The sequence below is a fragment of the Micromonospora sp. NPDC051006 genome, from assembly GCF_044456245.1.
In the GTDB taxonomy this organism is placed as follows: Bacteria; Actinomycetota; Actinomycetes; order Mycobacteriales; family Micromonosporaceae; genus Micromonospora.
Genome location: NZ_JBITFP010000018.1, coordinates 24069 through 41958 on the forward strand (window position 1 = coordinate 24069; position 17890 = coordinate 41958).

19 protein-coding genes are annotated in these 17890 nt (G+C 69.9%); 11 read left to right on the forward strand and 8 right to left on the reverse strand.

Annotation, left to right across the window (positions count from 1 at the left end; all coding sequences use genetic code 11):
* Positions 1 to 98: 98 nt before the first annotated feature.
* On the forward strand, positions 99 to 2138 hold the full coding sequence (locus ACIBBA_RS23740) for a hypothetical protein (RefSeq protein WP_396700156.1): 2040 nt from the start codon (positions 99 to 101) through the stop codon (positions 2136 to 2138).
* A gap of 4 nt (positions 2139 to 2142) precedes the next feature.
* Here ACIBBA_RS23740 and ACIBBA_RS23745 read toward each other — a convergent pair whose 3' ends face one another.
* Positions 2143 to 2625, reverse strand: coding sequence for a hypothetical protein (locus ACIBBA_RS23745; protein WP_396700157.1), 483 nt, complete (start codon positions 2623 to 2625; stop codon positions 2143 to 2145).
* A gap of 150 nt (positions 2626 to 2775) precedes the next feature.
* Between ACIBBA_RS23745 and ACIBBA_RS23750 the strand changes: the two genes are divergently transcribed.
* Positions 2776 to 3720: an aminoglycoside phosphotransferase family protein gene (locus ACIBBA_RS23750; RefSeq protein ID WP_396700158.1), complete on the forward strand. Its 945-nt coding sequence runs from the start codon at positions 2776 to 2778 to the stop codon at positions 3718 to 3720.
* A gap of 59 nt (positions 3721 to 3779) precedes the next feature.
* Here the strand turns inward: ACIBBA_RS23750 and ACIBBA_RS23755 are convergent, their stop codons facing one another.
* From ACIBBA_RS23755 to ACIBBA_RS23765, 3 genes are all read right to left on the reverse strand, one after another.
* Positions 3780 to 4436 carry an HAD family hydrolase gene (locus ACIBBA_RS23755; RefSeq protein ID WP_396700159.1) on the reverse strand — a complete coding sequence of 219 codons (657 nt, stop codon included), beginning with the start codon at positions 4434 to 4436 and terminating at the stop codon, positions 3780 to 3782.
* 76 nt (positions 4437 to 4512) lie between these two features.
* Positions 4513 to 4989 (reverse strand): RidA family protein, encoded by a 477-nt coding sequence (locus ACIBBA_RS23760; RefSeq protein WP_396700160.1) that lies wholly within the window; start codon positions 4987 to 4989, stop codon positions 4513 to 4515.
* A 141-nt stretch (positions 4990 to 5130) separates the two neighbouring features.
* The gene (locus ACIBBA_RS23765; protein ID WP_396700161.1) at positions 5131 to 5391 is read right to left on the reverse strand and encodes a YciI family protein; all 261 of its coding nucleotides are present in this window, start codon (positions 5389 to 5391) and stop codon (positions 5131 to 5133) included.
* A 58-nt stretch (positions 5392 to 5449) separates the two neighbouring features.
* On the opposite strand from ACIBBA_RS23765, the gene ACIBBA_RS23770 reads away from it, so the two are divergent.
* Positions 5450 to 6094 (forward strand): Crp/Fnr family transcriptional regulator, encoded by a 645-nt coding sequence (locus ACIBBA_RS23770; RefSeq protein ID WP_396700162.1) that lies wholly within the window; start codon positions 5450 to 5452, stop codon positions 6092 to 6094.
* A 75-nt stretch (positions 6095 to 6169) separates the two neighbouring features.
* On the opposite strand, the gene ACIBBA_RS23775 is transcribed toward ACIBBA_RS23770, so the two are convergent.
* Positions 6170 to 6586, reverse strand: a complete 417-nt coding sequence (locus ACIBBA_RS23775; protein ID WP_396700163.1) for an ester cyclase — start codon at positions 6584 to 6586, stop codon at positions 6170 to 6172.
* Between the two features lie 168 nt (positions 6587 to 6754).
* Positions 6755 to 7441, reverse strand: a complete 687-nt coding sequence (locus ACIBBA_RS23780) for a DNA alkylation repair protein (RefSeq protein ID WP_396700164.1) — start codon at positions 7439 to 7441, stop codon at positions 6755 to 6757.
* A gap of 209 nt (positions 7442 to 7650) precedes the next feature.
* On the opposite strand from ACIBBA_RS23780, the gene ACIBBA_RS23785 reads away from it, so the two are divergent.
* Positions 7651 to 8412 (forward strand): hypothetical protein, encoded by a 762-nt coding sequence (locus tag ACIBBA_RS23785; protein ID WP_396700165.1) that lies wholly within the window; start codon positions 7651 to 7653, stop codon positions 8410 to 8412.
* An 80-nt stretch (positions 8413 to 8492) separates the two neighbouring features.
* Here ACIBBA_RS23785 and ACIBBA_RS23790 read toward each other — a convergent pair whose 3' ends face one another.
* Complete coding sequence (locus ACIBBA_RS23790; RefSeq protein ID WP_396700166.1) at positions 8493 to 9449, reverse strand: helix-turn-helix domain-containing protein; 957 nt, start codon at positions 9447 to 9449, stop codon at positions 8493 to 8495.
* Between the two features lie 98 nt (positions 9450 to 9547).
* On the opposite strand from ACIBBA_RS23790, the gene ACIBBA_RS23795 reads away from it, so the two are divergent.
* Both ACIBBA_RS23795 and ACIBBA_RS23800 read left to right on the forward strand, forming a co-directional pair.
* Complete coding sequence (locus ACIBBA_RS23795) at positions 9548 to 10609, forward strand: saccharopine dehydrogenase family protein (RefSeq protein ID WP_396700167.1); 1062 nt, start codon at positions 9548 to 9550, stop codon at positions 10607 to 10609.
* A gap of 116 nt (positions 10610 to 10725) precedes the next feature.
* The gene (locus ACIBBA_RS23800; protein ID WP_396700265.1) at positions 10726 to 11574 is read left to right on the forward strand and encodes an ATP-grasp domain-containing protein; all 849 of its coding nucleotides are present in this window, start codon (positions 10726 to 10728) and stop codon (positions 11572 to 11574) included.
* 55 nt (positions 11575 to 11629) lie between these two features.
* On the opposite strand, the gene ACIBBA_RS23805 is transcribed toward ACIBBA_RS23800, so the two are convergent.
* A complete protein-coding gene (locus tag ACIBBA_RS23805) occupies positions 11630 to 12349 on the reverse strand; it encodes an SDR family oxidoreductase (protein ID WP_396700168.1) in 720 nt (239 codons plus the stop codon).
* 186 nt (positions 12350 to 12535) lie between these two features.
* Here ACIBBA_RS23805 and ACIBBA_RS23810 point away from each other — a divergent pair, with 186 nt between their 5' ends.
* The 5 genes from ACIBBA_RS23810 to chvE all read left to right on the forward strand — a co-directional run bounded on the left by ACIBBA_RS23810 (position 12536) and on the right by chvE (position 17884).
* Complete coding sequence (locus tag ACIBBA_RS23810; protein ID WP_396700169.1) at positions 12536 to 13426, forward strand: LysR family transcriptional regulator; 891 nt, start codon at positions 12536 to 12538, stop codon at positions 13424 to 13426.
* 116 nt (positions 13427 to 13542) lie between these two features.
* On the forward strand, positions 13543 to 14304 hold the full coding sequence (locus tag ACIBBA_RS23815) for a GNAT family N-acetyltransferase (protein WP_396700170.1): 762 nt from the start codon (positions 13543 to 13545) through the stop codon (positions 14302 to 14304).
* Between the two features lie 56 nt (positions 14305 to 14360).
* Positions 14361 to 15089 carry a tetratricopeptide repeat protein gene (locus tag ACIBBA_RS23820; RefSeq protein WP_396700171.1) on the forward strand — a complete coding sequence of 243 codons (729 nt, stop codon included), beginning with the start codon at positions 14361 to 14363 and terminating at the stop codon, positions 15087 to 15089.
* A gap of 363 nt (positions 15090 to 15452) precedes the next feature.
* Positions 15453 to 16460 carry a LacI family DNA-binding transcriptional regulator gene (locus ACIBBA_RS23825; protein WP_396700172.1) on the forward strand — a complete coding sequence of 336 codons (1008 nt, stop codon included), beginning with the start codon at positions 15453 to 15455 and terminating at the stop codon, positions 16458 to 16460.
* Positions 16461 to 16741: 281 nt separating this feature from the next.
* Positions 16742 to 17884 carry a multiple monosaccharide ABC transporter substrate-binding protein gene (gene chvE / locus ACIBBA_RS23830; protein WP_396700173.1) on the forward strand — a complete coding sequence of 381 codons (1143 nt, stop codon included), beginning with the start codon at positions 16742 to 16744 and terminating at the stop codon, positions 17882 to 17884.
* The last annotated feature ends 6 nt before the right edge of the window (positions 17885 to 17890 follow it).

The following is a 17890-nucleotide window of genomic DNA, read 5'->3' on the forward strand; positions in this document are numbered from 1 at the left end:
GGCCCCTTGCTGAGATCCCTTCACGAGCGTAGGAAGAACACCACGGTCCATCCACCACGGTCGACCCTGCAGCGATCCACCTTCCCGCGTCGAAGGAGATGCGCGTGGCCACACCCAAACGGCTCCGTCTCGCCGTGTCCGTGCTGGTGACCGCAGGCGTCGTCCTGCTCGGCGCGGCCGCCACCGCGGCACCGCCTGCGACTCCCGGACCGGTTGGGGACCGGGCCTGCGACCCGATCGACCCGACGGCCTGCCTGCTGCCGTTCCCCAACGACTACTTCACCGTGCCGGATCGGACCAGCCCCACCGGCAAGCGGGTGCGGTTCGCGACCTCCGCGATGCCCGCCAACGCGCAGGGGACCCCGATCGACCCGACGGAATGGAACCGGCAGGACGGGTTCAGTCCCGGCTCGCCGATCCTGGTGCGGGTGCCCGACCTCGACGCCGCCGCGACCGGGATCGCGCCGGTCACCGATATCGGCCGCTCAATGGCGCCGGACGCGCCGATCGTGCTGCTCAACGCTCGCACCGGCAAGCGCACGCCGTACTGGGCCGAGCTGGACGCGCACGCCGCCGGCCAGCCCGACCGGCAACTGCTGATCATCCGGCCCGCGGTGGCGCTGACCGAAGGCACCCGGTACGTCGTCGGCCTGCGCGGCCTGCGCGACGGCAACGGGGCGTTGATCCCGGCGCCGAAGGCGTTCACGGCGTACGTGACCGGTGCCGGTCTCGGCCATCGCGATCGTCGCGTGCCGCAGATGAAGCGGATCCTCGCCGACCTGACCAGGGCCGGCGTCAAACGGCACAGCCTCTACCTGGCCTGGGACTTCACCGTGGCCAGCCGCCACGGTCTGACCGGGCGGATGCTGGCGGTCCGGGACGGTGCGTTCGCCACCCTGCGCCGGGCCGCACCGTCGTTCACCGTCACTCAGGTGACCGACTATCCACCGGAGCAGGAGCCACTGATCGCCCGGCAGGTGACCGGCACCATCGGCGTACCGTCCTATCTGACCGGCGACGGCGGACCCGGCTCCCGGCTGCACTACGGGCCGGCCGGCGGCGACGGGACAGCACCGACGCCGAACGCTCTGCCCACGCCGTCCGGCGCGACGCTGCGGGCGGACTTCGTCTGCAACATCCCGCGCAGCGCCTCCGCCGCCAAGCCGGCGCACCTCTCGCTCTACGGCCACGGCCTGCTCGGCAGGCCGACCGAGATCAACGCCGGCAACGTCAAGACGATGTCGAACACGTACGACTTCACCTTCTGCGCGACCAGTTGGATCGGCATGGCCGCCGCCGACGTCCCGTACGTTGCCGGCGCCTTCACCGACCTCAGTGCCTTCCCCGCGGTGGTGGACCGGTTGCAGCAGAGCTTCCTGAACTTCCTGTTCCTGGGCCGGGCGATGATCCATCCGGGCGGGTTCGCCGCCGACCCGGCGTTCCAGGGCGCCGACGGGCAACCGCTGATCGACGTGGCGGGCGGGCTGCACTACGACGGCAACAGCCAGGGTGGCATCAACGGCGGCGCCCTCACCGCCATCGCCCAGGACTGGACCCGGTCGGTGCTCGGCGTGCCGGCGATGAATTACTCCACCCTGCTGCAACGCAGCGTGGACTTCGCCCCGTTCCAGACGGTCATGGACGGCTACTACCCGGACAAGGTCGACCAGCAGCTGATTCTCGCGCTGCTGCAGATGTTGTGGGACCGGTCCGAGGCCAACGGGTACGCCCAGCACATGACCGACCGGCCGTTGCCGGGCACCCCGGCGCACCAGGTGCTGATGCACGTGGCCTTCGGCGACCATCAGGTCTCGCCGGCCGCAGCGGAGGTGCAGGCGCGGACCATCGGCGCCCGCCTGCACACCCCCGCGCTCGCCGACGGCTGGTCGCTGGACGTGCAGCCGTACTGGGGCATCGCGCCGATCCGCCGCTATCCGTACACCGGGTCGGCGATCGTGATCTGGAACAGCCGTGCGGCGTACGCGCCACCGCCGACCAACCTCGCCCCGGCCGGGCCGGAGTACGGCGACGATTCGCACGAGTTCCCGCGCGCCCAGGCCGGCGCCCAGAGACAGAAGGCGGTGTTCCTGCTCACCGGCAAGGTCATCGACGTCTGCGCGCGGACGCCCTGCCCGTGACTGATCAGCGGTTGTCGTGGCAGCCGACCTGCTCGCCGATCTCCTGCGGGATGCCGAATGGGCTGCATTCGAGCGCGCTGCCCTCGCCCAGCTTCTTCCACCTGCCGGCCGAATACTCGAACAGCAGCACGCCGTCGCCCTGCATCCCTGGGTCGATGGCGATCACACCGGCCGTGGCCCATCGGCGCGCGCATTTGATGTGAGCCGAGTCGATCCGGTGGGTGTCTCCCAGCCCCGATGCCCGCTGCAAGGTCGCGGCGCTGACCGGACAGGCGGCCTCGGTGGTGGTCGGCGTGGCGGACGTCGCGGTGCGGGTAGGCAGTGCGTTGCTGGGGACGGATGGTGTCCCGCTGGAGGCGGGAATGGCGCTGGGTGAGGGCGACGGTGTGCCGGACCCTGCTACGGAAGAGGGCGAGGTAGTGGTGCAGGCCGTCAGCCCCGCCAGTACGGTGACGGGCACGAGGGCGCGTAGAGCTGTCGAGAACATCGTTCCTCCGATCAAGCGCGGGTTGCGATATCCAGGTACACACCTCCCGGGCCGACCAGGTTGCGGCCGCGCCGTCCACAATTGACGGTGGCTGCCTTCGCTCGCGCATCACATCGCGCTCAACTTCGATGGTCAATCGAGGACGGTTCAGTGAGTGATATTCCGGATCTCGGTCCCCTGCCGCAGCGCATCACCGTCGACGCGGAGCAGGTGCGTCGGCTCATCGCCGATCAGTTCCCGCATCTGGCCGACCTCCCGATCGAGCCGGTAGCCAACGGCGGCTGGGACAACTGGACCTTCCACCTCGGCCCCGAAAGGTTGGTGCGTCTGCCCAGCGCGGCAGAGTACGCCTTGGCGGTCGACAAGGAGCATCGGTGGCTTCCGGCCCTCGCCGCTCGGCTGCCGCTGCCCATCCCCGCCCCGGTGGCGAAAGGCAGGCCAGAAGCGGCCTACCCCTATCCGTGGTCGATCTACCGGTGGCTCGACGGCGAACCTGCAAGCGTGGACCGCGTCGCCGACCCGGTGCGATTCGCGATCGACCTGGCCGAGTTCCTGGCGGCCTTGCAGAGTGTCGACGCTGCTGAGGGCCCGCAGCCGGGTGTCCACAACTGGTTCCGGGGCGGCACCCTGCGCACCTACGACAAGAAGGTTGAGCGTGCGCTCGCGGAGTTGGACGGCCACGTCGATGCCGAGCTGGTGCGCGAGATCTGGGCGAGGGCGCTCGACGCCTGCTGGGACGGTGTAGACCGCTGGTTCCATGGGGACATCGCCGAGGGAAACCTCCTGCTTGCTGACGGGCAGTTGGTGGCCGTCATTGACTTCGGGACATGCGGCGTCGGTGACCCAGCCTGCGATCTGGCGATTGCCTGGACGTTGCTGACCGCTGACGGCCGGCAGGCATTCCGCAAGCGGCTGTCGGTGGATGATTCGACGTGGGCGCGCGGACGTGGCTGGGCCCTCTGGAAAACGCTCGCTACCTGCTCCTACACGTTCGAAGATCCCGAGGACGCGGAGGAGTTCGCGAGCGCGCAGCGCGTCCTCGGCGAGATCTTTTCTGAATACGCGGTCGACGCTGTCACCAAGCCTCGCCCATGACAGCCGATACGCCGCGGCACGCCCTCGCCCAGCCGTGATCACGATCCCCGGCTGGAGTACTAGCCGCCTGCCGCGTTGTGCTTCGCGACCAGGCTCGGGAGTTCGTCCAGCGAGTCGATGCGGAACAGGCACTGCTCGGACACGGCGGGCATGTCGAGGATGTGGCCCCACGGGGAACGCCGGATCAGGCACGTCTTCATACCGGCCTCGTTGGCTGGACGCGCGTCGTTGTCGGGCCGATCGCCGACGTACAGGATCGACGACGCATCGCCGCCGCCTTCGCGGACGACCCGCTCGAAGAAGGCCGGTGACGGCTTCTCCACGCCCCAACCGTGCGACGTGCCGATCACGTCCACGGGGAGGTCGAGGGCGCGGAGGATCCGCTCAGCGTGAGCTGGCTGGTTGCCGGCCAGGCCCACGAACAGGCCCTGTTCCTTCAGGGAGGTCAGGCACGGTCGCGCGTCGGGGTAGAGATCCTCTTCGCCGAACGTCTCCGGCTTGTCGGCAGCTGCTCGCCGCTCGAGTTCGGCCGCGAGATCGAAATCGGGCCGGAAGGCCCGGAACGTCTCCTGATAGTCCAGACCTCGGGCGATGACCGCACCGAAGACCGCCGAAAACGTGTGCCGTGGAACGCCGAGCCAGTCCGCCCAGGCCTCGAACTCGCGGGACTCGTCGAGAACCGTCCCGCCGACATCGAAGAAGACCGCCTCGATCACTGCGTTCCTCCGTCAGGGCCGCGATGTCGGTGGATCATAGCCGCGGGGGCGCTCTATGGCGGTCCCGTCCACGGCCTCACTGCGGCACCACAGCGATGACGTCAATCTCGATCAGCATCCCGGCCAGCGCCAGCGCGGGCACCGGGATCAGAGTCCAGGCCGGCTTCCGGTCCCCCCACACACGATCGAACTCCTGTCTCACCACCCCGAACTTCTCCTCGTCGTGGTCGACGACGAGGAGATTGAACTTCGCTACGTCCGACATCGTGGCGCCGGCGGCCGCAAGCACAGTCGCCGTGTTCGCCAGCGCTTGCCTGAGCTGCGTCCCGAAGTCCTCCGCCAGAACGCCGTCCTCGGTCTCGCCGCCCTGCCCTGCCGGGAGGATCATCCGCCAGCCGGCCGGGAATACCGCAAGGTGTGAGTAGGCGTTCGGCCGAGGATCGTAGAGACCCTTTGGGTTGATGAACTTCAGTCCGTCGACTTCTCCCGCGTGAACGTTGTGGGCCACGTCGTTCTTTCCCTCCGCGCCTGCTGTGAGGACGTCTGCACTCAAGGATCTGCGGTGGTCGCGTCAAGTGCTCGGTCCGTCACCCACCGTCATCGGGAGTTTAGTGCTCCAGCCATCGCTGGCGGAGTCGGAGTCCGCGCAACCTGCCATCCGATCCGCACCCCGGCGCCGGGGGCCGGAGAACTGCTATTGCAGGAACGGATGCCAGTTCCGGATCTGTGCGATCGCGACGCCCGGGGTGGTGAAATAGGGGTCGGCGGCGATCAGCGCGTCGACGGACTGCCGGTCGGGCGCGTCAATGACGATCACCGCTCCGCTGTCGTCGGCGAAGGGCCCGGCCATCCGGACGGTTCCACTGCCATGGAGGGCGGCGAGCCGGCTGCGATGGGCGGCCCGTGCGGCCAGGCGTTCGGGGTCACTGGTGAAGGTCAGCTCTACGATCCACACACGGGCACGCTAGGACGTCGGCGCCCTGCGGCGCTGTATCACTTGATACATGACTTCGTTGGATCTCATCCCCGCGCTACGAGGCCTGTCGACGGTCGAGCTGGAGGCGGTTGCCCGGGACAGTCGCGCGGTACGGTTCGGCGCCGGGGCGATGATCCGGCCGGCCGGTGAGCAGGCGAACGCCGTGGTCCTGCTGCTGTCCGGCACCGTGGTCGCCACGCACACCGCACCCACCGGCGGTGAGGTGTGGCCCGAGCAGTGGACGGGCCCCGCGATCGTGGACAAGTCCGCCGTTCTGGATGGCGGCACACCGTCAACCGGGTTGGTGGCGATCACCGGGGTCATCGCGCGCCTGCTGCCTCGCATCCGGTTCCTGCGCCTGCTCGACGACGAACAGTCGGTGCGTAGGCATGTGCTCGGACAGCTCGCGCGGGACGCCATGGCCAGTCGACGGCGGCTCGCGCAGGCCGTCACGCTACCGGCGGTCGCTCAAGTGGCTGCCTGGCTGAACGCGCAGGATCCGGCGGATCGGGTCGCCTGGCGGGGATCGCAGGAGCAGTTGGCGCGCATGCTCGGGCTGAGCCGGGTCACCATCAACCGGGCTCTGGCTCGGCTCACCGCTGCGGGCGCTGTCCGGCTGACCGGACAGGGAATTGTCATCGACGATCGCGGGCGTCTCGACTTCTTGTCGCACGATTCCTGACCGGTCGGCAGCAAGGAGGACACCGCGGCTCATCGGCCGGGAGGCATCGTCTCCAGCGCCGGTTAGTCGTCAGCGTCAGGCAGCGAGTTGCGCTCGCAGTCCCCACCGGTCGATCTGGATCCAGTACTCCGCGATCTTGCCGTCGGCGACCCGGTACACACAGCTGGTCACCTGAATGGTCGGCCGGCCTGTGGGCTCCAGTCCGTCGACGTTCCCGACGTGCACTCCGTTCTGGGTCCAACGCGCGTACACCTTGTCGCCAGAGCCGAACAACTCGTCGATCTCCAGGCGGAACGGCCCGTAGGCCGCGAGCATCTCCTCGACATGCTCGGCGTACTCCTGCGGAGTGCGCGTGATGGTCGCCGGGTCCTCAGCCTGCACCTGGTGAGCGACCACCGCGGTCGCCATCAGCCGGTCGGCTTGTGTGGGATCGACTCCCGAGCGGACGACCTGCAGAAACTCCCGGACCACCGAGACTGGATCATGGACCATGGATCGATTTTGTCCCACGGGATCGTTCCGGCATGGTGGGGCGTGCAGTCTGTGCGTGCCGTCACCAGTCGAGAAGGATGATTGAGCCGGAAGCTCCTGGCTCGGACAAACTCCGCATGGGTCGCGTCCCCGGCACCGCTGTGGTTGACCCAGTGATGCGGCGACGCCCTACATATCGTGCTGCCGGCGCACCATCTCGTTGATCCAGGTGGGCGCGAACGGAGACGTGCAGCCCGGGGACGTCGGGTAGTCCTTGAGCACCTGCAGGCGCTCGCCGATGTCGATCGCGCGGACGCGGTGCTCGGCGTGCTCGATCCCGATCTGAGCCAGGCAGTGGTTCATCGCCCACTGCAGGCGATCGGGGGCGTCCTTCATCTTCGCCTCGATGACGTCGAGCAGCCCGGCGAGGTCGAGGCCCTCGGGCTTCTTCGCCACGCGTTCGGTGGTCAGCGCCCAGCCGGCACTCGCGACCACCGGATCTGGATCGGCGGACCAGGTCAGGCGCAGCTCTTCGGAGTGCGGGTTCTTCTTCACCACGTAGTTCACGAGCCAGTCGTGCACCTTGGGTTTGCGCGCCTCGCGCAACATGGCGTCCAACTCGTCACGCTCGAACGCCTTCGGGCGGCAGATCAGGATCGCCAGCAGTCTCGCCGCGGTGTCCTCCGTCGCCCAGAGCCGGCGCGCGAGTTCCTGCTGTGTCTTCAGCCGTTTCGCGAGCGCGCGCAGCTTGCCGAGGTTCACGCCGTGATCGTCACCGTGTTTCTCGTTCACCTCGCGTGCCCTGGGGTCCTCGAGCGCTGCCAGCTCGGCCATCACCTCGGCCACCGTCGACTCGGTGAGTGTCGTTTCGGCCACCTCGGCCTCCTGTCCGTCACGTGCGATGCAGCCTACGACTTCGCCCTGCCGGCATCGAGGGACGCGGGCGTGGGTGTCTCGGGCGCCGGGGGTGTCGCCCGCCGTCGCGTTGTTCGGGTGCTGCTGAGACCCGCTCGGGTCCCGCCGTCCTCGCCCCCACCAGCACCGAGCGTCGCTTGACCCTTGCCGAAGCGGCCTAGTGTGCGGCCATGAGACGAGCCGCGCTGGCGGGCATTGCCGCAGGAACGATTCTGCTACTTGGGTTCGCGGCTGGCGCGCGGAGTGGGGACGAGCCGGCCCCCGTGGCGACCGTCAGCGCGGACGCTGCCACGGCCAACCCGGCAGACCTGCTGCGGTCGGGTACGAGGTTCGTCGATCAGACCAGCTTCCGCGTCGACGTCGACATCGCCAGCCAGGCCACGACGGTGTCGTACACGGACAACGTGAACAAGCGGGCCGTCGCCACGGTTTCGGTGTCCGGTCGGGGCATCGAGATCCGGATGATCGACGATGTGGTCTACATGAAGACCGACCTGGACCTTCCCGGCGTCGGTCACGAATGGATGAGCCTCGACCCGGCCCGCGTGCCGTCAGATTTCGCCCTGAGCTTCGCGGCGGGCAAGAACGACCCCGGCGGCTCGGCTCGCCTCATCAACGCGGTCGTCACCGCACAGGCAGAGGGCTTGCACGTCACCGGGACGCTCGATGCGACCCGGGTCGGCGCCGGCAACGGGATCAGCTTCCGCCCCGGTCGAACTGGCACGTTTCCCGACAGCGCACACGACCAGCCCTTTCGGGCAACTCTGGACGACCAGGGTCGGCTGGTGAGTTTCCTGATCCCAGGGGCCAACGGCTTCCCGAACGCGTCCGTGCGCTACAGCGAATTCGGTGCCGCCGTCGAGGTCATTCGACCGGAAGGAGCGGTGGCCGCTCCCGACGCCCTGTATCCCCAGCTTGGCCTGGGCGGCTGAAACCGCCTGGCAGGGTGTGCGCGATGGAGTCGGGCGAGCTGGTGGGCCGCGGAGCTGTCAGGCCGTCGACCGTACGGCGATCACGACCCTGACGAGGGCCCGGCGCTGCGGAAGGTGCGACGGTAGGCGTCCGGAGGTACGCCGACGGTGCGATGGAAGTGTCGGCGCAGCGTCGTGGCGGTCCCCATGCCGGCCGCCTGCGCGATGGCGTCGATGCTGTTGTCGGTGTTCTCCAGCAGCTCCTGCGCCCGGCGGATCCGCTGCGTCGACAGCCAGTGCAGTGGGCTGGTGCCCGTCACCGACTTGAAGTGGCGGGCCAGGTTGCGCGAGCTCATGTTCGCCTGGCGAGCCAGGTCCTCCACGGTCAGCGGACGGTCCAGCCGTTCCATCGCCCAGGGAAGCAGGTGGGCGAGGGGATGGTCCTCGCGGGAGGGCACCGGGGTGGTGACGAACTGGGCCTGGCCGCCGGCGCGATGCGGAGGTACGACCAGGCGGCGGGCGACGGCGTTGGCGACCGTCGAGCCGTGGTCGCGGCGGATCAGGTGCAGGCACAGGTCGATCGCGGCGGCCTTGCCGGCGGAGGCGAGCACGTTGCCGTTGTCGACGTAGAGCACGTCCGGGTCGACCTTCACCCGGGGATAGCGCGCGGCCAGCGCCTCGGTGTGGGCCCAGTGCGTGGTCGCGTGCAGCCCGTCCAGCACCCCGGCGGCGGCCAGCACGAACGCGCCGGTGCACAGCGAGACCATCCGAGCGCCCGCCTGGTGGGCCGCCCGGACGGCGTCGAGCAGGTCGGCTGGCACCTCCGCGTCGATGTCCTCGACGGAAGGGACGATCACGGTGTCGGCGCGGGCGAGTCGGTCAAGCCCGGCGTCAGGTTCCATCCGGAACCTGCCGATCTGGACCGGGCCCGGACCGCAGACCACGAGGTCGTACCACGGGTCCGCCAGGCCCGAGGGGTCGCGGACGAAGACCTCACAGGCCATGGCGAGCTCGAAGTGCAGCATCCCGTCGGTGGCGGCGAGCGCGATCGTGGCCATGTCCGAAACTGTACGGGCAATGGCGTTCCAGACACTAGTCCAGGACCGGTCGTGCGGAGAGGATCTTCTTGGTCGATCTTTCAAGGGGAGGAACTGCGATGGGTTCGAATCAGACCGTGGCGGTGTTCGGTGCGTACGGGCACACCGGGCGGTTCGTGGTGACGGAGTTGCGCGGTTGCGGGTTCGTCCCCCTCCTCCTCGGGCGCGACGCGGTCAAGCTCCAGGCACTGGCGGCGGACCATCCAGGGCTCGATCACCGGGTCGCGTCGGTCGACGACCCGGCCTCGCTCGACCAGGCACTGAAGGGCGCGGCTGCCGCCATCAACTGCGCCGGACCGTTCGCCTCGACCGCGGCCCCCGTGATCGAGGCCGCCCTGCGGGCCCGGATCCCGTACGTGGATGTGGCGGCCGAGATCGAGGCCAACCTCGACACGTTCACGCACTTCGCCGAGCGCGCCCGGACCGCCGGCGTCGCGGTGGTCCCGGCGATGGCCTTCTTCGGCGGACTCGGCGACCTGCTGGTCACGACGGCGATGGGCGATTGGACCGCGGCCGACGAGGCGCACGTGGCGTACGGACTGAGCAGCTGGCACCCCACGCCCGGGACCCTCGTCTCCGGCACCGTCTCCCGGGAGCGGCGCGGCGGCCAACGTGTCCGCTACACCGGTGGCCAGCTGGAGTACCACGTCGACGAGCGTGGCCTGCCGACCCTGGACTGGGACTTTCCCGCCCCGCTGGGTCGGCGGAGCGTCCTCGGCGAGTTCTCGATGGCCGACATCGTCACCGTCCCCAGCCACCTGTCCATCCCCGAGGTGCGTACGTACATGACCACCGACGCGGCCCGGGACCTGGCCGCCCCCGACGCACCCGCGCCGACCGCGGTCGACGAGCGCGGCCGGTCCGCGCAGACGTTCACCGTCGACGTCATCGTGCGCTCCGGCGACAGGCAACGACGCGTCGTCGCCAGTGGCCAGGACATCTACGCCATCAGCGCACCGCTGGCGGTCGAGGCGGTCCATCGCCTTCTCGACGGTCGGACGAGGACGAGCGGCGTCGCCTCCGCCGGCGAGATCTTCGACGCGCCCGACTTCCTCCGCGCGCTGTCCGCGTACCTCACGCTCGAACCGCACCACGAGCCTCACGCGCCGCAATTCGCCTGATCTGCCAACCACAGGTGACCGCCCGAATGGACGCGGATGTCGCCGTGCCGCCGACGGCGCCAGGGCCGATAACCGTTGGAGGTCACGGCGTTGGTTCGGGCAGCATCGGGCGGGTGATGCTTCTCGTTCCCGGCGACCCGCTGCGGCCGCGCCGTCCGGATGAGCATTTTGCGCCCGAGGCGCAGGCGGCGCGGGAAGCCGGTTGGGTTGTTGCTGTGGTCGACCACGACGCCCTGGAACGCGGCGATGGCGCAGAGCGGGCGGTGGCGTCCGTGCCCAGCGGTGGCACAGCCATTTATCGAGGCTGGATGTTAGGCAGCGGACGGTATGCCCGTCTCACGCACGTGCTCGCCCAGCGAGGCGTCACGGTCCGCACGACAGCCGAGCAGTATCGACGGGCACACGAGTTGCCCGAGTGGTATCCGGCGCTGGCGGGGGTGACGCCACGCTCGGCGTGGACCACGAGCGCGGATCGGGCCGACTTCGACCAGGCCCGGCTGACCCTCGGTGCGGGTCCGGCCGTCGTGCGTGACCACGTGAAGTCGATGAAGCACTACTGGGACGAGGCTGCGTTCATCGCAGACCTCGGGGACAGGGACGCCGCGTGGAAGGTTGCCAGCCGGTTGCGGCAGCTGCGGGACGACGACTTCGTCGGCGGGTTCGTGCTGCGCGAATTCGAGTCATTCACCTCCGCGGAGGTGCGGACCTGGTGGGTGGATGGCCGTTGCGTCCTGATCGGCCCGCACCCGGACACTCCGCACGACCAACCACCGGGCGAGCTCGACCTGGGCTGGCTCAGACCGTTGATCGGCGAACTCGACCTGCCGTTCGTGACGGCGGATCTTGCGCTGCGGGCCGACGGGGTGTGGCGGCTCGTCGAAGTGGGCGACGGGCAGGTCAGCGACCGGCCAATCACCATCGAGCCAGCCGCGATCATCGCAGCCTTGGTCGGAGGATCCGGCTGAGCCGGGGAGGGCGCCACAGCAACGTGCCAGCGACGTCCGCGCCCCGGCTGCGGACTCAGGCGATCAGGGTGCCGCCGTCGACGGTCACCACCGTGCCGGTGGCGTAGGTCGCCCGCAGCAGGTAGACGAACGCCTCGGCGACCTCCTCGGGCTCGCCCACCCGACCGAGCGGAAGCGTTTCGCTGAGCTGGGCGTACATCTGCTCGCGGGTGTCGTCGGGCAGCGAGTCCCAGAGCGGCGAGCGGATCACGCCGGCGGAGACGGCGTTGACCCGGATCGGGGCGAGCTCGACGGCGAGTGCGCGGACCAGCGCGTCGATCGCCCCGGTGATGCTGGCCGCCACCGACCAGCCCGCGCTCGGCCGGTAGTTGGCGGTGCCGGTCATGAGGGTGACCGACCCACCGGGTCGCAGGTACGGGACTGCCGCGTTGACGGCCGACAGGGAGCCGAAGTAGCGCAGTTCGAACGCGGCGCGGGCGGCGGTCAGGTCGAGGGCGTCCACGGACATCAGCGCGAGCGGCTCGCCGGCGGTGTAGATCAGATGGTCGAACGGGCCGAGGCCCTCGAAGAGCCGGGACACGTCGCCCGGGTCGGTGAGGTTGGCGACGTACCCCGCGTTGCCCCTCGGCAGGGCCGACAGGGCGCGATCCACGCTGCTCTGGTTGCTGGAGGCGACCACGACCTGGGCGCCCTCGCGGGCGGCCAGGGTGGCGGTGGCGAGCCCGATCCCGGAGGTTCCGCCGAGTACGACGACGCGCTGGTCGGTGAGGGCCATGGTCCTGTCCTTCCTGATCCTGTCCGATGGTGGTGGAGACGGTTTCCACCCTGCGCCGGCCACCACACCCGCGTCCAAGACCTCTTTCACCTCCTGTGATGCTCGTTGGGTATCGTCCCGGTCATACCCGGCGGGTATCGGGGAAACCTCGGGAGCGAACACGGGCAGACCGGGACGGGGGAGCGGATGGACGTCGATCTGCGTAAGCTCCGCTACTTCGTGGCGGTCGCCGAGGAGTTGCACTTCGGCCGGGCCGCGACGCGGCTGCACATCGCCCAGCCGGTCCTGTCGCGTCAGATCCGGGCCTTCGAGCACGAACTGGGGGCCGAGCTCTTCGTCCGGGACCGCCGCTCCACGGTGCTGACCGAGGCCGGCCGCCAACTGCTGGCCGACGCCTACCCGCTGCTCGCCTCGGCCGAGGCACTGCATCGGCGGGTGCACCGGGCCGCGCACGGCAGGCCGACGTTCACCATCGCCTTCATGCCCGGCATCATCGTCACCGCCGAGGCCCGCGCCATCGCCCAGCGGCACCCCGACCTGTCCGTCGGCGTCGTGCGCACCTCCTGGAACGACCAGGTCGAGGTGGTGCACGAGGGGCGGGCCGACGTCAGCTACGTACGGCTCCCGGTCGACCAGCGCGGCCTGCGCCTGCGCCCGTTGTTCACCGAGCCCCGCGTCGTGGTGCTGCCCAGCGATCACCGCCTGGCCGGCAAGGGGGCGATCGGCCTCGCCGAACTGGTGGAGGAACGTCTGCTCCAGGACCCGGACGCGGTGCCGGAGTGGCGGGACCTGCCGAACCGGCCGGCCGACCCCGATCCCCGCCCCCGGCCCGTGCTCAACTCGGTCGAGGAGAAGCTGGAGCACGTCGCCGCGTACGGCGGGGTGGTGATCCTGCCCCTGTCGACGGCGACGTTCTACACCCGGCCCGACGTCGTCCACCTGCTCGTCGAGGACCTCCGGCCCAACCAGGTCTGCCTGGCCTGGGCCGAGAGCAACCGGTCACCCCTGGTGCACGAGTTCGTCGACATCGCCGCGCGGCAGGCGCCCGTCGGCCTTGACCAGCCGCCGAGCACCTGACGTACGACCGGGCGCAGGCGGCCGTGAGATCACCCACCGAACGGGTTCGCGCCTGGAGCGTGCCGGGTCGCCCCCGCTAGGTTGCTGCGGGCCGCGGCAACCCGAGGGAGACAGCCATGAACACCACCGCTGATCGGATGGCGGCGGCGTACTTCGACGCCATCGAGTTCCTCTGCGGGGTGACCCCGAAGGGCTGGTACGCCGAGCAGGGCACCGCCCGCGCGGCGGTGACCCAGGCCGGCGTCGCGACGCTCAACGTGGCGTACGACACGACGCCGGAACCGGATCTCGGGTCGCTCGACGCGATGGCGATCGAGGTCGGCCGGCAGGCCGCCCACTGGTCGATCATGGTGCGTGGCGAGGCGGGCGACGAGGTCGCGGCTCTCGCGGCCCGGCACGGGCTGGTCGAACGCAGCGACCTGCCGTTGCTGGCCTGCGCCGCGGAGGAGATCGTGTTCCGGGCCACCGAGGCGCAGCGGAGTCTGGTGCGACAGGTCGGCGGGGTCGAGAGCGACCTCTACACCGAGGCTCTCACGCGGGGCTTCGAAGCTCCCGAGGGCGTCTTCGGCTCGCTGATGGGCGGGGGAGTGCTCGACGCCGACCGGATCACCGGCTATCTGGCCGAGGAGTGCGACCTGCCCGCCGGCACCGGGCTCGGGATGCGGACCGCCGGCGTCATCGGCGTGTTCAACATCGCCGTCGTGCCGTCCGTGCGGGGCAATGGCCTGGGCCGGGCGATCACCGAGACCGTGCTGCGCGACGCCCTCGCCGCCGGCGCGGACGCGGCCTACCTGCAGGCCAGCACGATGGGCCGCCCGCTCTACGAGTCGATGGGCTTCCGTCTCGTGGAGAATTGGACCGTGTTCCACGCGCGGTGACGGCTAGACGTTCGTCGAGCACCTGGCCTGACCGGCACCCCTGTGAAAGAGGACCCGTGAACTTCAGTGACGACGTGCGCTCGGCATTTCGCCGTGGTGAGACCGACGCCGTGGTGCGCATGAGCGAGGCCGAGATCGAGCGGGCCCGGTCGGCCGGCGACCCGGCGGGCGAGGTGGAGGCTCGCTACAGCCTGGCCCGGGTCGCCATCCGCGGCGGGGACCTGCCGGGCGGGGAGGCCCGGGCCCGGGAGGCTCTCGAGGTCGCGCTGCGCTCCGGCGACCGCAGCCTCGAGGAACGGCCGCGGCACGTGCTGGCCGCCGTGGCGCGGATGTCCGGCGACCTGCTCCGCGCTCGGGGTCTGTATCTGGACAGCATCGCGCTCAACGAGTCGCTCGGCCAGTCCAAGATGGTCAACTCGGAATATCACAACCTCGCGTTCTGCGAGCTGGGCCTGGGCAATCTCGACGCGGCGAGGAAGCTGTTCGCCGAAGGCCGCGAGCGGGTGTTCCGCAACGGCTGGGCCGACTTCGTGCCGTACGTCTGCGTGGCGGGTGCCGCGCTCGGCTCGGCCGAGGGCGATCACACCCGGGCGGCGCGGATGATCGGCGTCGCGGATGCCGCGTTCGCGTCGCTCGGTCAGGTCCCGGACCCGGACGACGCGGCCGACCTCGCCAAGGCGCGCGCCGCCGCGATCGAGGCGCTCGGCCCGGATGCCTTCGGCGAGGAGTACGCGCGAGGGCAGCTCCTCGACCCACGTACGGCCTTCGCCGACGACCGACGCTGACGCGACGATCCGTACGGCGCCTCGCCGCCGGTCATGTCAGCGGTCAGGCCTGGCCGGATCGGCCGCCCGCAGGGTCGGCAGTCATCGGACCGCCGTTCCCCGACGGAAATGATGTTAGCGATCACATGCTGAGCCCGCCCTGATCGGGGCCCTGTCCGGTGCTGCGGGCGCCGTCCCCGCCGCCCTCCCCACGGTCGCGTCGCTCTAGCCCGGCCCCCGCCCGTGGCTGACGTAGACTGCAGGCGGTTCAGCGATGATCACCTTGCACTCGGCACCGGTGTGGTGGGCTGAGCGAGGGGATCGGGCCGGGCCGCTCCAGTCGACGTCGACGGGTCGCGGATCGGACGTGGGCGGAGGAATGCAATGGCCGTGCGCAGTCCGGCGATGACCGACGTTGCTCGGCTGGCCGGTGTCTCCCACCAGACGGTGTCGCGGGTGCTCAACGGGCACCCCAACGTCCGCGAGCAGACCCGGTTACGGGTACGGGCGGCGATCGCCGAGCTCGGCTACCGCCCGAACGGCGCCGCGCGCGCGTTGGTGACCGGCCGATCGCAGGTCATCGGCGTGGTGGCACAGAACACCACCCTCTATGGTCCGGCGTCGCTGTTGGCCGCTCTGGACCAGACCGCTGCGGAAGAGGGTTTCGCGGTCAGTGTGGGCAGCGTGCGGAACCTGGACCACCATTCCATCTCGGCGGCGGTCGAGCGGCACCTGTCGCACCGGGTCGCCGGCATCGTGGTCATCGCGCCGGTGGAGTCGGCCGGTGAGGCGCTGGAGCGCCTGCCCAAGGACGTCCCGCTGGTCACCGTCGACGGTGACCCGCGCCGGCCGGTGCCGCTGGTGACGGTGGATCAGGTGGCGGGCGCCCGGGCGGCGACCCAGCATCTGCTCGACGCCGGGCACCGCACCGTCTGGCACGTGTCGGGGCCGGCCGACTGGTTCGACGGTGCCGGTCGGATCGAAGGCTGGCGGGCGGCGCTGCTGGCCGCGGGGGTGGAACCGCCACCGTTGATGCCGGGGGACTGGTCCGCCGCCTCGGGTTACCGGTGTGGGCGGTTGTTGGCACGGATGCCCGAGGTCACCGCGATCTTCACCGCCAACGATCATCTCGCGCTCGGCGTGCTGCGGGCACTGCACGAGTCCGGTCGGCGGGTGCCGGACGAGATCAGCGTGGTCGGCTTCGACGACGTGCCGGAGGCCGCGTACTTCATTCCGCCGCTGACCACCGTCCGGCCGGACTTCGACGCGGTGGCGCGGGCGAGTCTTCAGCTGCTGCTGGCCCAGATCGAATCGGGCACCGGCGGGGCGCCACGGCAGACCATCGCCCCGACCCTGGTCGCCCGCGGTAGCGTCGCCCCACCGCGCCACTGACGGCGCACGGGTACGCCGGCCATCGCCGCAACCGGGGCTAGCTGGCGTACGGGTTGGGCAGTAACCTCGCCCTGATTGCCGGCGACGCCGGTCGGCCGCTGCCACCTATGTCCGTTGTGGACGGGCGTGGGTGGGGCTTCGCCGGCGGGCCCTTCCGTTACGAGACCGTGACGCCGGTATTTCGGAGTAAGTGTTGACGTGCGGCATGTGAGCGCTAACACTACCCGGAAAGGTGACAGGTAGCCCCGGTGATCGGCGGGGAGTCCAGAGAGGAGACGCCCGTGGGCAGGAAATTCCTGGTTGCTCTCGGCGGTGCGGTGTTGGCGCTCAGTCTGGCGGCGTGCAGCGGTGAGGGTGCCGGCGGCGGCGGTGACACCGGCGGTGAGAAGCCCGGCGACCTGACCATCGGCGTCTCGATGCCGACCCAGACCTCCGAGCGGTGGATCGCCGACGGCAACGCGGTGAAGCAGAAGCTCGAGGCGAAGGGCTACAAGGTCGACCTCCAGTACGCGGGTGACGACATCCCCACCCAGTCGCAGCAGGTCGACCAGATGATCACCCAGGGCGCGGACGTCCTGGTCATCGCGGCGATCGACGGTACAGCGCTCAGCGGTCAGCTACAGGCCGCCGCCGACGCGAAGATCCCGGTCATCGCGTACGACCGGTTGATCCGCGGCAGCAAGAACGTCGACTTCTATGTCAGCTTCGACAACTTCAAGGTCGGCGTCGCTCAGGCCACCGCACTGCTCGTCGGTCTCGGCCTGCAGAACAAGGACGGCTCGAAGGGCACGGCGACGGGTCCGTTCAACGTCGAGCTGTTCGCCGGGTCGCTCGACGACAACAACACCCAGTACTTCTTCGGCGGGGCGATGGAGACGTTGAAGCCGTTCGTCGACGCCGGCACGCTGCGGGTGAAGTCGCGCCAGACCGCCATCGAGCAGGTGGCCATCCTGCGGTGGCAGCAGGAGACCGCGCAGAAGCGGATGGAGGACCTGCTCACCTCCAGCTACAACGACGGCGCTCTGGTCAACGGGGTCCTGTCGCCGTACGACGGCATCTCCCGCGGCATCATCACGGCGCTGCAGAACGCCGGCTACGGCGCCGCGGGCAAGAAGATGCCCGTGGTCACCGGCCAGGACGCGGAGATCGCCTCGATCAAGCTGATCAACGACGGCGTGCAGAGCTCGACGGTCTTCAAGGACACCCGACTGCTGGCCGACCAGGCCGTGAATGCCGCCGAGGCGTTCCTGCAGGACAAGCAGCCGCAGGCCAACGACTCGCAGACGTACAACAACGGCGTCAAGGTCGTCCCGGCCTACCTGCTGCCGATCGCGACCGTCTACAAGGACGACATCAAGGCTACGTTGATCGACTCCGGCTACTGGACGGCGGAAGAGGTCGCCGCCGGCCAGGCCAAGGGCTGAGCCGTC